Source organism: uncultured Jannaschia sp. (genome assembly GCF_947503795.1).
Taxonomy (GTDB): Bacteria; Pseudomonadota; Alphaproteobacteria; order Rhodobacterales; family Rhodobacteraceae; genus Jannaschia.
The window spans coordinates 2,089,052-2,103,904 of sequence record NZ_CANNEZ010000001.1 but is presented as its reverse complement, the minus strand read 5'-3'; the positions used below and the strand labels follow the sequence as shown (position 1 = coordinate 2,103,904).

Sequence of the window (14,853 nt, the reverse complement as noted above, 5' to 3'; positions counted from 1 at the left end):
CGCGCGATGACTCCGAAAGACGCCTACACCCTCATCATCGACGCCATCGACCAGGGCACCTATCGGCCCGGCGACCGGCTGGTGGAAAGCGAACTGGCCGACCGCCTCGGCGTGTCGCGCACCCCCGTCCGCGAGGCATTGCAACGGCTGGAGACCCAGGCGCTTCTGGCGCGGGACGGCCGCTCGCTCATCGTGGCGACGCTGAGCCATGATCAGATGGCGGAGCTCTACGTCGTGCGGACCGAGCTTGAGGCGCTGGCCGCGCGGCTGGCCGCCCAGCATGCCGCCCGCGAGGAGATCACCGTGCTGGCCGCGATGGTCGAGGAGGATCGCGCGCTTCTGGGTGACGCGGCGGCGCTGTCGCGGGCGAACCGGAGGTTTCACGAGCAGATCCACAGGGCGTCGCATAACCGTTACCTCGTGCAGCAGCTCGGAATGGTACACCGGTCCATGGCGCTGATGGCGACGACCTCGCTGGCCGCCGACGGGCGCGGGACCGCGGCGCTAGAGGAACATGACACGATCGTCGAGGCGATCGCGGCGCGCGACGGCGACCGCGCCGCCGCCGCGTTGCGCCAGCATCTGAGCACCGCGTTCGAAGTCCGGCTGCGCGAGGAGGCGCGGCGGATCTAGCGGCCCGGCGGGGCCGCCATCGCGGCCTGAAGGGTCTCGATATCGCCGTCGCCCTCGACGCCGCCGAAGGTTCCGTGTTCGGTCTTGTCCCAGTGGAACGGCTTCGACGCGACCTCGGCCGCCGCCTTCAGGAGAGCCAGCGTCGCCAGCGGGAAATAGACCATGAGGGTCGGAATCCACGGCCGGAGATGGCGATGATGCGCTGCCGCGCACCCCGCGAAGGTCAGGAGTATCGACACCAGCGACAGGCCCGCCATCACGGCGCCCAGAAGGAATGCGCCGCCCGGCGGCAGCCATGCCTCGATCGGGTGGCCGATCCCGAAGATCAGCACCGCGAGCGACCAGAGCACCGGCAGAAGGGCCGCGCTGAGGACCGAGGTGAGAAACAGGAGGTGGAAGCCGAAGAAGCGCTTCGGCCCGAGATCGCGCCACAGCCGGACGGGGTCGCGACTGTGGACAGCCCAGGTCATCATGTAGCCCTTGATCCAGCGCGACCGCTGCCGGACCCACGCCATCGGCGAGGCATTCGCCTCTTCCAGCGTGGTGGTCGGCACGATCTCGGTGCGCCAGCCCCCGCGTGCGAGACGGACGCCCAGATCGGCGTCTTCGGTCACATTATGGGCATCCCAGCCGCCGACCGCTTCCAGAACGTCGCGGCGAAAGAATAGCGTCGTTCCCCCGAGCGGGACGACCAGGCCCATCCGCGCGATTCCCGGCAGCATGAGGCGAAACCAGTTCGCGTATTCGATGGTGAAGCATCGCGCCATCCAGTTGCGGGTCGGGTTGTAGAAGTCGAGCTGGCCCTGAAGGCAGGCGGTGGTCGCGGGCGCAGCCTCGAAGCGCTCGACGATGGTGCGGATCTGGTCGGGGGCGGGCGCGTCCTCGGCGTCGTAGATCCCGACGATCTCGCCGCGCGCGAAGTTCAGGGCGTAGTTCATCGCGCGGGGCTTGGTGCGCGGATGGCCGTCGGGGACCGGGATCACGCGCATCCAGGGCGGCAGGGTCGCGCCGTCCAACGCCTCGAGCGTGCAGGTGTCGCCGGCCTCGACCACGAGGCAGATGTCCAGAAGCTCCCGCGGGTAGTCGAGCCGGGAGAGCCGTTCGGTCAGGGGGCGCGCGATGTCGGGCTCGCGGTGGAGCGGCACGAGGATGGTGACGCAGGGCAGCTTGCGCATCGCGACGCGCGGCGGCCGGACCGAGGCGAAGCCGCGCCGCGCGGGCAGGCGCACCGCGATGAGGGCCGCGAACCGGAGCGCGAGGCTGGCGATGCTGACGCCGACCGCCGCAACAATGGCCAGCCGCAGCGCCGTCGCGGGCCATTCGGAGATCGCGAGGATCGCCAGCATCGTGACGATGGCGAACAGCGCAGGCGCCGAGCGTGTCTTCCAGTGACGGCAGCTCTGGTGGGCAGGGACCCGACATTCCGCGGCCCGCGCCAGCGCGTCGCCGTGGACGATCGCCAGCCGGGCCTCGATCTCGGCATCGGTGGCGACGACGAAGACGCAGGCATCGAAGTAGGGGGCGACGGCATCGCGGAGCTCGTCGAGACGTTCGGGCCGTGCGGTGGCGATCCGCGTCAGGCCGCCGATCCGGTCCCAGGGCAGGGCGAGGAATGCGATCGCGATCTCGTGCGGCAGGCGGCGCGCCATCTCGTCGCTGCGCGGGCAGCCGCGCGGCGCCGCATCCGCCCGCCCGAGGCCACGCTGCCGGGCCATGGCGCGGGCGAGGTTCTCGCTGGAGACGAGGCCGCGCCGCAAGAGGACATCGCCGAGCCGCGCCTCGAATCGTCTCTGCAGCATCAGCGCATGGGTCAGGTCCGGCTGACCGATGACGCCCATGTCGAGCAGAACTTCGCCGAGACGCGGTCGCCGGACCGGATCGACATGGCGAAAGGCCGGTCCGGGCGGGGAGATCGGATCGAGCGGTGCGGCTTCGGGCGGGGCGGCCGATTCGGGGAAGGGCAGCACGGCTCTCTCGACCGCCGGCCGCTCGTAAGCCTCTGGCAGGTCAGGGAAATCAGAGGGCTGTAGCGACGATGACATGGCGGTCTCGGAACTGAACGTCCGGAGACCGTCGCCGCCTATGGCTTAACGAAGGGTTAACTCTGCGGGCTCAGCCCGCGCGGGCGGCCATGGCCGTTGCGAAATCGTCGAAGAGATAGGCGCTGTCATGGGGCCCCGGCGACGCCTCGGGGTGGTACTGGACCGAGAAGACGGGCTTTCCCGAGAGGCGGATGCCGCAATTCGAGCCGTCGAAGAGGGAGACATGCGTCTCCTCCACGCCGTCGGGCAGCGTCTGCGCATCGACGGTGAATCCGTGATTCATCGAGGTGATCTCGACCTTGCCGTCGTCGCGCCGCTGGACGGGATGGTTCGCGCCGTGATGGCCGTGGTTCATCTTGACCGTCTTCGCGCCCAGCGCCATCGCCAGCATCTGGTGCCCGAGGCAGATGCCGAAGACGGGGATCCCGCTTTCGACCATCTCGCGAATGGCGGGGACGGCGTATTCGCCGGTCGCCGCCGGATCGCCCGGCCCGTTCGACAGGAACAGACCGTCGGGGTTCAGGGCCTTGATCTCCTCTGCGGTGGCCGTCGCGGGCAGGACCGTGACGTCGCAGCCGACATGGGCGAGCGAGCGCAGGATGTTGCGCTTGGCGCCATAATCGATCGCGACGACCTTGTATTTCGGTGCCTCTTGCGTGCCGTATCCGTCGGGCCAGGCCCATTTCGTCTCGGACCAGCGGTAGGATTGCGCTGTCGTGACCTCGCGTGCGAGATCCATGCCCTCGAGGCCGCGGAAGGCGCGGGCGGCGGCGACCAGCGCCTCGATGTCGAACGCGCCGTCTGGATCGTGGGCCAGCGCCACATGCGGCGCGCCCTGCTGGCGGATCGCACGCGTCAGCCGGCGCGTGTCGATCCCGCCGATCCCGATCCGGCCGCGCGCGGCCAACCAATCCTCGAGATCGCGCGTGCTGCGCCAGTTCGACGGCTCGGTCGGATCCCATTTGACGACCATGCCCGACGCGACGGGGTCCGCGGTCTCATCATCCTCGGGGGTGATGCCGGTATTGCCGATATGCGGGAAGGTAAAGGTCACGATCTGGCCCGCATAGGACGGGTCGGTCATGATTTCCTGGTAGCCGGTCATGGCGGTGTTGAAGCAGAGCTCGGCGGTGGCCTGTCCGGTGGCACCGAAGCCGCGGCCCCGGAAGACCGTTCCGTCGGCGAGGGCGAGGCAGGCGGTGGGGTGCTGGGACATGGGACGCTCCGGAGGGCAGGACGGCAGTCGGGCAAACGTCCGGGGGCATAGGCCCGGCGCCGGGCCGGGTCAAGGCGCGGAGGCGCCGTGGCCGATGCGCCACGGACCCGGCGTGACGCGAGGTCGCGGCGCGTTGCCCCGCGCGCCGTCATTCCCTAAGTTCGCCCCTTCGTCGAAACCGGTGCGGAGTGGCACGGAATGGAATTGCGGGACAGGCTGGCCTCCGGGCTGAAGGCGGCGATGCGCGACAAGGATTCGCGCCGGGTCGGAACCTTGCGGCTGATCAACGCGGCGCTGAAGGACCAGGACATCGCGCTCCGGGCCGAAGGGCGCACCGTGGGCGACGCGGAGGCGCTGGCGATCCTCGCCAAGATGGTCAAGCAGCGACAGGAATCGGCGCGCGCCTACGAGGAAGCCGGGCGGCTGGAGTTGGCCGAGCAGGAGCGCAGCGAGATCGCGATCGTCGAGGAGTTCCTGCCCCGGAAGCTCTCCGACAGCGAGGTCGAGGCGGCGCTGGACGCGGCGATCACCGAGACGGGTGCAGCGTCGCTGCGGGACATGGGTCGCGTCATGGGCATCCTGAAAGATCGCCACCAAGGGCAGATCGACTTTGCCGCTGTTGGCCCGATGGTAAAGGCGCGCCTGGTCTGACGATCGCTTTGGCCCGTTGACGCGTCCTTAATCCTTTTCCGTCCAGAACGGAGCGTGGGCCGCGCGCAGGCCAGAAGAGACGTTCGCCGGATGCGCGCCGGCGGCGCTCGAGGTCCGGCATCGCGTTTCTTCGTACGAAGAAACGGATAGATTGTTCGTACGAACAATCTCTTCCCGCGCGCGAGGCTTCGGCCGGGTCCATCCGGCCAGCCCTTGCGCCGTCCACCCCGCCCCGCACCATCTTGCGTCCCACGTCCCCGATGGGCATCTATCGCCCAATCGAAAGGACGATCCATGGCACTGCCGGTCCGGCAACAGGCGCTCTACTGGGGGCTCGCCACGGCGGTCTTCCTCGTCATCCTGTGGTATTTGGGGCCTATTCTGCTGCCGTTCATCGTCGGCGGCGCCATCGCCTATATCCTCGACCCGTTGGCCGACCGGCTGGAGCGGATCGGCCTGCCGCGCTGGGCGGCGACGACCGTGATCGTGCTGGTCGGGCTCTTTGTGCTCGTCCTCGCCGTCGGCTTCGTCATCCCGATGATCATCCGCGAGGGCAGCGCGCTGGTGCAGGCGGCCCCGACCTATTTCGAAGCCTTGCGCGACTGGCTCACGCTGCGCTTCCCGGACCTCATGGAACAGGACGGGCTGATCCGCCGGGGTCTGACCGACCTGGGCGAGACGATCCGCGCGCGCGGCGGACAGTTGGCACAGCAGGTGGTCGCGGGACTGTTCGGCGTGGTCAACGCGCTCGTCTTCATCGTCGTCGTGCCGGTGGTGGCGTTCTACCTGCTGCTGGACTGGGACAACATGGTCGCGCGGATCGACGAGCTTCTGCCTCGGGATCATGTCGGCACCGTCCGCGAGGTCGCGCGCGAGATCGACCGCACGCTGGCCAGCTTCGTGCGCGGGCAGGGGACCGTCTGCCTGATCCTCGGCACGTTCTACTCGGTCGCGCTGATGGCCGTGGGGTTGCAGTTCGGCCTCGTGGTGGGGGCGGTCGCGGGGCTGATCACCTTCATCCCCTATGTGGGCGCGCTGGTCGGCGGGGCGCTCGCCATCGGCCTGGCCCTCTTCCAGTTCTGGGGCGACTGGCTGTCGATCAGTCTTGTCGCGGCGATCTTCGCGGCGGGCCAGTTTCTCGAAGGGAACATCCTGACGCCCAAGCTCGTCGGCTCGTCCGTCGGGTTGCATCCGGTCTGGCTCCTCCTGGCACTCTCGGCCTTCGGGAGCATCTACGGCTTTGTCGGAATGCTGGTCGCCGTTCCGGTGGCGGCGGCGCTGGGCGTCATCGCGCGCTTCGTTCTGGCGCGCTATCGCGAGAGCCTCCTCTATCGCGGGTCTGACCGACCCGCCGACCCGGTCGAGCCGGGCGAGTGACCGTCGACCAGCTGGCCTTCCCGCTACCGCGCCTCGAGGCGCGGGGGCGCGACGACTTCATGGTGGCCCCGTCCAACGCGACCGCCCATGCCCTGATCGAGACCTGGCCTGACTGGCCCGAAGCGCGACTGGCGCTGATCGGGCCAGAGGGCTGCGGCAAGTCCCACCTGGCCGCGATCTGGGCCGAGACGGCGGGCGCACGGATCATGCCGGCCGCCAGCCTCACGCCCGAAATGGCGCCCGATCTGGCCGAGGGGCCACTTGTGGTCGAGGATGCGGACCGGGGCGTGGACGAGGCCGCGCTCTTCCACCTTCTGAATGCCGCCGCGCGCAGCGGTGCGGGTCTCGTCCTGACGGGCCGGATGTCGCCCGCCCGCTGGGATGTCGCGCTGCCGGACCTGGCGTCGCGGCTGGGCGCGATCACGCCCGCGATCATCGAAGACCCGGACGACGTCCTTCTGTCGGTCGTGCTCATCAAGCTCTTCGCGGACCGCCAGCTTCAGGTGAAGCCGGCGCTGATCGGCTATCTCCTGCCTCGGATGGAACGCAGCTTCGCCGCCGCCGCGACGATGGTCGATCGGCTGGACCGGGAGTCGCTGGCGCAGGGCGTGGCGCCCAATCTCGCGCTCGCCCGGAGCCTTCTCGACGGGTGAACTGGCGCGCGGCGGGCGTCTGGCCTATCCTCGGGCCACACCCCGTCATTCTTCCGTCATACCCGAAGGGTAGCCGCAGCCCCATGCCCGACAGCCAGAGCGTCCACGCCCCCGATGCCGACTTCCTGAACGCGGATCTTCCTGCGCCCAGGGCGCTGGACACGGCCCGCCGCGAGGGGCCGCGCCGGTTCTTCAACCGCGAGCTGTCATGGCTGTCGTTCAACTGGCGCGTGCTGGAAGAGGCCGACAACCCCCGCGTGCCCTTGATGGAACGGCTGCGCTTCCTGTCGATCTCGGCGGCCAATCTCGACGAATTCTACACCGTGCGCGTGGCCGGCCTGCGGGAGTTGGCGCGCGCCGGGAACCGCACCCCCGCCGCCGACGGGCGCAGCCCCGCCGAACAGCTGGTTCTGATCGACGCCGAGGCGCTGCGCCTGCTGGAGAGACAGCAGACCACCTGGAAGACCCTGCGCGACGAGATGGAAGAGGCCGGCATCTGCCTTCTGACGCCCGAGGGTCTGTCCGGGGAGGAACGCGAAACGCTTGCCGACCGCTTCATGCGCGAGGTCTTTCCCGTCCTCTCGCCGCTGGCGATCGACCCCGCGCACCCGTTCCCCTTCATCCCCAACGAGGGCTTTGCGCTGGCCGTCGAGCTGCAACGGAAAGCCGACGGCCGCACGTTGCGCGCGCTCTTGCCGGTGCCCGCGCAGATCGACAGGTTCCTGCGGCTCGAGGACGCGCCGACCGGGGACGACACGCCGCCGCATATCCGGTTCCTGCCGCTCGAGGATCTCCTCCTGATGCGGATCGAACAGATCTTTCCGGGCTACGCGATCAAGGGGCATTGCGCGTTCCGCGTGCTGCGCGACAGCGATCTGGAGGTGGAGGAGGAGGCCGAGGACCTCGTGCGCGAGTTCGAGACGGCGCTCAAGCGCCGCCGACGGGGCGAGGTCGTTCGCATGAAGATCACGGCAAACGCGCCGACAGGCCTGCGCCGGACCATCATCGAGGAAACCGGCGTCGAGGAGAACGAGGTCATCGAGGTCGATGGCTTAATCGGGCTCGCGGCCCTGAAGGAGCTGGTGGTCGACGACCGCAAGGACCTCCTCTGGTCCAGCTTCACGCCGCGCGTCCCCGAACGCGTGCAGGACCATGACGGCGACATGTTTGCCGCGATCCGCCAGAAGGACATGCTGCTGCACCATCCCTACGAGACCTTCGACATGGTCATCCGCTTCCTCGCGCAGGCGGCGACCGACCCGGATGTGGTGGCGATCAAGCAGACGCTCTACCGGACGTCGCGCGACAGCCCGATCGTCGCGGCGCTCTGCGAGGCGGCCGAGAACGGCAAGCAGGTGACCGCGCTGGTCGAGTTGAAGGCGCGCTTCGACGAGGCCGCCAATATCCGCCAGTCGCGGCGGCTGGAGCGGGCGGGCGCGCATGTCGTCTACGGCTTCACCAACTACAAGACCCACGCCAAGATCAGCACCGTCGTCCGCCGCGAGGGCGACCGGTTGGTGACCTATTCGCATTTCGGGACCGGCAACTACCACCCGATCACGGCGCGCATCTATACCGACCTGTCGCTCTTCACCGTCAGCGACACGCTGGCGCGGGATGCGACGAAGGTCTTCAACTACATCTCGGGCTATGCGCCGCCCGAGGGGCTGGAATCGCTGACGATCTCGCCTTCGGGCATCAAGCAGCGGCTGATCGCGTCCATCGCCGAGGAAGCCGAGCATGCGCGCGCCAGGCGGCCCGCGATGATCTGGGCGAAGATGAATGCGCTGATCGAGCCGGACGTGATCGACGCGCTCTACGACGCCAGCCAGGCGGGGGTGCGCATCGACCTCGTGATCCGCGGCATCTGCGGCCTGAGGCCGGGTGTCGAGGGGCTTTCAGAGACGATCCGCGTCAAGTCGGTCGTCGGACGCTTCCTCGAACACAGCCGCATCGTGTGCTTCGGGAACGGTCACGGCCTGCCGCACAAGAAAGCGCGCGTCTATATCAGCTCGGCCGACTGGATGGGCCGCAACCTGAACCGCCGGATCGAGACGCTGGTCGAATGCACCAACCCGACCGTGAAGGCGCAGATCGTGGGCCAGATCATGGCCGCCAACCTCGCCGACGTGGCGCAGAGCTGGACCCTCGGCCCCGAGGGAGAGTGGACGCGGCCCGACCTCTCGGCGCTCGACAATCCGTTCAATTGCCATCGCTTCTTCATGGAGAACCCGTCGCTGTCGGGTCGCGGGAGCGCGGGGGCCAAGGACGTGCCCGCGCTGACGCACTCGCCGGACTGAGGCGGCGTCTTTACAAAACCGGAAATGTGGTTACATCATGCCGCATGACCGATGACGACCGCACCGCCGCCACCGCCGCCGCACTCGCCGCGCTCGGGCATGCCGCCCGGCTCGACGTATTTCGCCTGCTGGTGCGTGCCGGGCATGACGGCCTGATCGTGGGCGATATCGCCGCGCATACGGACCTGCCGCTCTCGACGCTCGCGCACCACCTGCGGACATTGGTCGCGGCCGGTCTCGTGCAGCAGGAGCGGCGCGGCCGCGAGGTCGTCAACCGTGCGGATTACGCCCGCATGACGGCGGCACTCGGCTTTTTGACCGAGGAATGCTGCCACGGCGTGTCCCTCGTGCGGGAGGACGCGGCATGAGGTCCGAGAGACGTTTTCTTCGCCCTGAAATGACCATGAAACCGGATATGTTGATATGACCGATATCGCCCGCCGTCCGCCGAGCCCCGCCGCCGCGTTCGCCCGACAGGTCTGGGCGGATCACAGGATCTGGCTGTTGTCGGCCGCGATCTTTCTCGGCCTCGCCATCGCCGATCCGGCACAGGCCCGCGACACGCTCGCCTTCGTCGCCCGTGCCCTGACCGAAACGGCGCCCTACCTTCTCTTGTCGATCGCGCTCGCGGCTTATGCGGGCGCCACCGGGGCGGACGGCCTGATCGCGCGCGCCTTCACCGGCTCGCCCCTCCTGATGATTGCCCTCGCGGCAGCATTCGGCGGGCTATCGCCTTTCTGTTCTTGCGGAGTGATCCCGCTCATCGCCGCACTTCTCGCGATGGGGGTGCCCCTGTCGGCGGTGATGGCGTTCTGGCTCGCCTCGCCGGTCATCGATCCATCGATGTTCGTTCTGACGGCAGGCGTTCTCGGCTTCGAGTTCGCGGTCGCCAAGACCATGGCCGCCATCGGTCTGGGCCTTTTCGGCGGGCTCGTGACGCTGCAACTGACCCGCGCGGGGGCTTTCGCCGCGCCGCTGCGGGATGGCGTCGGCAATGGCGGCTGCGGCGCGTCCAGTGTCCGCAACCCCAAGCCCCCCGTCTGGGCCTTCTGGCACGATACAGAACGGCGCGCGCGCTTCCGGCGCGATGCCGTCAAGACGACGCTCTTTCTCTTCAAATGGCTGACCCTCGCCTTCATTCTCGAAAGCCTGATGATCGCCTTCGTGCCTGCCGAATGGGTCGCGCAGGCGGTGGGCGGCACCGGGATTAGCTCGATCCTGACGGCCACGCTGGTCGGCGTGCCCGCCTATCTCAACGGCTACGCGGCGCTGCCGCTGGTTTCGGGGCTGGTCGATCAGGGGATGGCACCCGGCGCCGGGCTCGCCTTCCTCGTGGCGGGTGGCGTGACCTCGCTGCCCGCCGCCATCGCGGTCTGGGCTCTGGCGAAGCGGTCGGTCTTCGTCCTCTATATCGCGCTGGCGCTGACGGGCTCGCTGGCCTCGGGGCTCCTGTTCCAGGCCTGGCTCGCGTGACGCTGCCGTCGCGTCCTCGCGCGCCGGGGATGCGGCACCTAGATTGACCCATCCCCGACCCCGTGCCACTCCTCCCCCGTGACGCTGCGCCGGGGGAGGGCGGGCCCGATGACGACGCCTCCGATCGACCCCGCGGATTACGGCCCCTTCGGGACGCCGCTCTTCGACGGCCCCGAAGCGCGCAGCCTGCGGCGGGTCGGTGTGATCGACGTCGGCTCGAACTCGGTCCGGCTGGTCGTCTTCGACGGGGCGGCGCGCTCGCCTGCCTATTTCTTCAACGAGAAGATTCTCTGCGGCCTCGGCGCGGGCCTTTCCGAGACGGGCAAGCTGAACCCCGAGGGGCGCGCCCGCGCCATGGTGGCGCTGAAGCGCTTCGCCATCCTCGCGCGCGGGATGGAGGTCAATTCCCTGACGGTCGTGGCCACCGCCGCCGTCCGCGAGGCCGAGGACGGCCCCGCCTTCGAGGCCGAGGTGCGCGCCGAGACGGGCCTCAAACTCTGGGTGATCGACGGCACCGAGGAGGCCCGGCTCTCGGGGCAGGGCGTGCTGCTGGGCTGGCCCGAGGCAGAGGGCCTGATGTGCGACATCGGCGGCTCGTCGATGGAATTGGCCGAGCTGTCGGGCGGGGCCGTCGGGGCGGTCGTCTCGGGCAAGCTCGGGCCCCTGAAGCTCGCCGCCGCCAAGGGCCGCGCCGCCCGCAAGCGCGAGATCGAGGCGGGTGTTCGGGAGATGGCCGAGGCCCTCGGCCGCGACCGCTACGATCGGCTCTACCTCGTGGGCGGGTCGTGGCGCGCCATCGCGCGGATCGACATGGAACGGCGCGGCTATCCGCTGCACGTCCTTCACGAATACACGATGACGCCCAAGGACCTGCGCGCGACGTTCGACTACATCGCCGAAGCCAATCTGGAGGATCTGCGCGGCCGCACCGGCACATCGGGCGCGCGGATGTCGCTGGTGCCGGTGGCCACCGAGGTGCTGAGCCGTGTCCTCAAGACCTTCCACCCGAAGATCATCGCCATCTCGGCCTACGGCATCCGCGAGGGGCTTCTCTACGAACAGATGCCCGACGTGCTGCGCGCCCGCGACCCGCTGATCGAAAGCTGTCGTTTCGCCGAGGCCAAGGACGCGCGCCTGCCGGGCTTCGGCCGGGTGCTCTACAAGTTCGTCTCGCCGCTCTTCACCCGCGCGCCGGACCGACGTCGCCGGCTGATCCGGGCCTGCTGCCTGCTGCATGACGTGTCCTGGCGCGCGCATCCCGACTACCGTGCGGAAATCTGCTTCGACAACGCCACGCGCGCCAATCTCGGCGGACTGACCCATTCCGAGCGGGTGTTCCTCGGGGCGGCGCTTCTCCATCGCTACCGCAACAAGCGCGAGGGGACGCCGTTCGAGGACCTGGCGCCCCTGTTGTCCGAGGAGGACACCTGGCAGGCCGAGCAGGTCGGCAAGGCGATGCGCTTCGGCGCGATGTTCTCGGCGCAGGATCCGTCGCTGATGGGGGCGATGAAGCTCTATCCCAAGAAGGGCGTGCTGGAACTGGCGCTGCCCAAGGGCGACGGCGAGGCGCTCTATGGCGAGGTCGCCGAGGCGCGGTTCCGCTCGCTCGCCGCGTCCCTGGGCGCCGAGGCCCGCGTGAAGGTCGTGCGCCGGTGACGCGGGGGGCGCAGATTATTCCGGAATAATTTGCCCGCCGCCCTACGGTGTGCGCCGGTCCCCCGCGAGTATTTGCCGCCCCGCGTCGCGGGCCCTGTTGCCCCGCGCCGGGTCGGGGGCTATCGGGTTTCGACCCGATCCGGAGCCCGACCCATGCGCCTGAGCCGCTACTTCCTGCCCGTCCTCAAGGAGACGCCCGCCGAGGCGCAGATCGTCAGCCACCGCTTGATGCTGCGGGCGGGCATGATCAAGCAATCGAGCGCGGGCATCTATTCGTGGCTGCCGCTGGGCTACCGCGTGCTGCGCCGGATCGAGCAGATCGTCCACGAGGAGCAGCAGCGCGCGGGCCATATCCCGATGCTGATGCCGACGTTGCAATCGGCCGATCTCTGGCGCGAGAGCGGGCGCTACGACGCGTTCGGCCCTGAGATGCTACGGATCACCGACCGCCACGACCGCGAGATGCTCTACGGCCCCACTAACGAGGAGCTGATCACCGATATCGTGCGCGCCAATGTCGGCTCCTACAAGCAGCTGCCGCTGACGCTCTACCACATCCAGTGGAAGTTCCGCGACGAAGTGCGGCCCCGCTTCGGCGTGATGCGCGGGCGCGAGTTCCTGATGAAGGACGGCTATAATTTTGACCTGACGCGCGAGGATGCGCTGCACGCCTACAACCGCCACCTCGTCAGCTACCTGCGCACCTACGAGCGGATGGGATTGCAGGCGATCCCGATGCGGGCCGACAGCGGCGCGATGGGCGGAGACGACACGCACGAGTTCCTGGTGCTGGCCGAAACGGGCGAGAGCGAGGTGTTCTACGACGCGGAGGTCACCGAGCTCAGCTTCGGCGACCGCGAGATCGACTATGACGACGTCGCCGAATGCGCAGGCGTGATGGAGGAGTTCACCTCGCGCTATGCCCGCACCGACGAGACCCATGACGCGGCGCTCTTCGAGGAGGTCCCCGAGGAGCGCCGCCGCACGGCGCGCGGCATCGAGGTCGGGCAGATCTTCTATTTCGGCACCAAGTATTCCGACGCCCTGGGCGCCACGGTGCAGGGCCCCGACGGCAAGCCCACCGCGCTGCATATGGGATCGCACGGGATCGGGGTCAGCCGTCTTCTGGGCGCGATCATCGAGGCCAGCCATGACGACAAGGGCATCATCTGGCCGGAGGGCGTCACGCCCTTCCGCGTCGGCATCGTCAATCTCAAGCAGGACGACAGCGCCACCGACAGCGCCTGCGACGGCATCTACGCGCAATGCGTGGCCGAGGGGCTGGACCCGCTCTACGACGACACGAAGGAGCGGGCGGGCGGCAAGTTCGCGACGATGGACCTGATCGGCCTGCCTTGGCGGATCACCGTCGGCCCGCGCGGCCTGGCCGCGGGCAAGGTCGAGCTGACCTCGCGGCGCACCGGCGAAAGCGTCGAGATGGCCCCGGAGGAGGCGATCGCGAAGCTGCGCGAGATCTACGCGGCGCATCCCTGACGCGTCGGCGGGGCGGGTCGCGCCCGTGACCGAGGATCGCCCGACCTGATCCGTCAGGGCGCTGTGGAAGCGGGCGTCGCCCCCTGCGGGGCGGTCGTCATGCTTCCGAAGCCGCTTGCGGGCACCGATCCGCCTCCCATATGCGCCCGGCGACATCTGCGGGCCCTTAGAGTAGACCGAGGACGAGGAGCCTTGCCATGGCCATCCGCGACCGCGCCCTGATGCCCGACTATCTCCGGCTGATCGCGCTCTTCGGGATCGTCGTGGTCAACGTCCAGTATATCGCCTTTTCGGTCCTGACCGATTTCGCCGACCAGAGTGGCGAGACGGCACTCGATGCCATCGTCCTCTGGCTGGTCAACGGCGTGGCGCTACTGAAGACCTACGGGCTCTTCTCGTTCATGTTCGGCGTCGGGCTCGGCTTCCTGATGCGGTCGGCGGCCCGCCGTGACCTGCCCTTCGGTCGCATCTACCGGAACCGGATGCTCGGTCTGCTGCTCTTGGGCGCGCTCCACGGCTGCCTCTTCTTTCCCGGAGACATCCTCGCGATCTATGCGGTGACCGGGTCGATCCTCTATCTCATGCGCGACTGGCCCGTCTCCCGCCTCGTCCGGGTCGGGGCCGTCCTCCTCGTGGTGCAGCCGGTCGTGGCGCTGCCGCTGCTTCTTGCGCCGTCCGACACCCCGGCGGAGTTCATCCTCTTCGAAGCCGCCGCACTCGGGGAGGGCGGCATCCTCGATGCGGTCATATTCCGCACTATTGGATTCGCGTTCACCTTCCCGCTCTTTCTCGTGGTTCAGGGGCTTTCGGCGCTCGGCTGGTTCTGCCTCGGGCTGGCCTCGGTGACATCCGGCATGATCGACGTGGCGGGCCACCCGCTCTGGCGTCGCGCGCGGCGGGTCTGTCTGGGACCGGGCCTCGGCCTCAGCCTTCTCGGTGCGGGCATCTGGCAATGGGGCGCCGCGATCCCTGGCGCGGCCCTCACCTTCGTGGCGGCGCCGGTCGCGACCCTTGGCTATCTCGGCCTCATCGCGGCCATCGCACGCGAACCGGGGCCGGTCATGGCGCGGGCCCTCGCCGCCGGCGGGTCCAGCCTCAGCATCTATCTCGGCCAGTCGATCATCCTGTCGAGCGTGTTCGCCGCCTACGGCGCCGATCTCTGGAACGCGGTCGGGCGCGGTGCGGCCGTGGCGATCGCTCTTCTGACGACGGTCCTTCTGATCGTCGCGCTGTCGGTCTGGCGCATGCGGTTCGCACAAGGGCCATTCGAATGGCTCCTGCGCCGGATGACCTATGCGGGCCTCCGCCGAGGGTCGTGACCCGTGCCGATCGGCGGAGGCCGATGGCGCGGCGCCACC

At 68.9% G+C, this 14,853-nt stretch carries 12 protein-coding genes; 10 read left to right on the top strand and 2 right to left on the bottom strand.

Annotated features, from left to right (window positions below; genetic code table 11):
• The first annotated feature begins 6 nt into the window (after nucleotides 1-6).
• Entirely contained in the window at nucleotides 7-633 is a 627-nt protein-coding gene (locus Q0833_RS10980; RefSeq protein ID WP_298434024.1) for a GntR family transcriptional regulator, read from the top strand.
• Here the strand turns inward: Q0833_RS10980 and Q0833_RS10975 are convergent.
• Together Q0833_RS10975 and carA are read right to left on the bottom strand one after the other, a co-directional pair.
• On the bottom strand, nucleotides 630-2,675 hold the full coding sequence (locus Q0833_RS10975) for a glycosyltransferase family 2 protein (protein ID WP_298434021.1): 2,046 nt from the start codon (nucleotides 2,673-2,675) through the stop codon (nucleotides 630-632). The genes Q0833_RS10980 and Q0833_RS10975 overlap by 4 nt on opposite strands.
• 70 nt (nucleotides 2,676-2,745) lie before the next feature.
• Nucleotides 2,746-3,891 (bottom strand): glutamine-hydrolyzing carbamoyl-phosphate synthase small subunit, encoded by a 1,146-nt coding sequence (carA, locus tag Q0833_RS10970; protein ID WP_298434018.1) that lies wholly within the window; start codon nucleotides 3,889-3,891, stop codon nucleotides 2,746-2,748.
• Nucleotides 3,892-4,089: 198 nt separating this feature from the next.
• Here carA and Q0833_RS10965 point away from each other — a divergent pair, with 198 nt between their 5' ends.
• The 9 genes from Q0833_RS10965 to Q0833_RS10925 all read left to right on the top strand — a co-directional run bounded on the left by Q0833_RS10965 (nucleotide 4,090) and on the right by Q0833_RS10925 (nucleotide 14,814).
• Nucleotides 4,090-4,542 (top strand): GatB/YqeY domain-containing protein, encoded by a 453-nt coding sequence (locus Q0833_RS10965; protein WP_298434015.1) that lies wholly within the window; start codon nucleotides 4,090-4,092, stop codon nucleotides 4,540-4,542.
• A gap of 294 nt (nucleotides 4,543-4,836) precedes the next feature.
• Nucleotides 4,837-5,919, top strand: coding sequence for an AI-2E family transporter (locus tag Q0833_RS10960; RefSeq protein WP_298434013.1), 1,083 nt, complete (start codon nucleotides 4,837-4,839; stop codon nucleotides 5,917-5,919).
• Nucleotides 5,916-6,572, top strand: a complete 657-nt coding sequence (locus Q0833_RS10955) for a hypothetical protein (RefSeq protein ID WP_298434011.1) — start codon at nucleotides 5,916-5,918, stop codon at nucleotides 6,570-6,572. The genes Q0833_RS10960 and Q0833_RS10955 overlap by 4 nt, the downstream gene beginning before the upstream one ends.
• Nucleotides 6,573-6,655: 83 nt before the next feature.
• Nucleotides 6,656-8,872, top strand: coding sequence for an RNA degradosome polyphosphate kinase (locus Q0833_RS10950; protein ID WP_298434009.1), 2,217 nt, complete (start codon nucleotides 6,656-6,658; stop codon nucleotides 8,870-8,872).
• A gap of 44 nt (nucleotides 8,873-8,916) precedes the next feature.
• The gene (locus tag Q0833_RS10945) at nucleotides 8,917-9,240 is read left to right on the top strand and encodes a helix-turn-helix transcriptional regulator (protein ID WP_298434007.1); all 324 of its coding nucleotides are present in this window, start codon (nucleotides 8,917-8,919) and stop codon (nucleotides 9,238-9,240) included.
• 55 nt (nucleotides 9,241-9,295) lie between these two features.
• Complete coding sequence (locus Q0833_RS10940) at nucleotides 9,296-10,345, top strand: permease (RefSeq protein ID WP_298434005.1); 1,050 nt, start codon at nucleotides 9,296-9,298, stop codon at nucleotides 10,343-10,345.
• Nucleotides 10,346-10,453: 108 nt separating this feature from the next.
• On the top strand, nucleotides 10,454-12,001 hold the full coding sequence (locus Q0833_RS10935; protein ID WP_298434002.1) for a Ppx/GppA family phosphatase: 1,548 nt from the start codon (nucleotides 10,454-10,456) through the stop codon (nucleotides 11,999-12,001).
• 153 nt (nucleotides 12,002-12,154) lie between these two features.
• Entirely contained in the window at nucleotides 12,155-13,495 is a 1,341-nt protein-coding gene (gene proS / locus Q0833_RS10930) for a proline--tRNA ligase (protein WP_298434001.1), read from the top strand.
• A 197-nt stretch (nucleotides 13,496-13,692) separates the two neighbouring features.
• Entirely contained in the window at nucleotides 13,693-14,814 is a 1,122-nt protein-coding gene (locus Q0833_RS10925; protein ID WP_298434000.1) for a DUF418 domain-containing protein, read from the top strand.
• Nucleotides 14,815-14,853 lie beyond the last annotated feature (39 nt).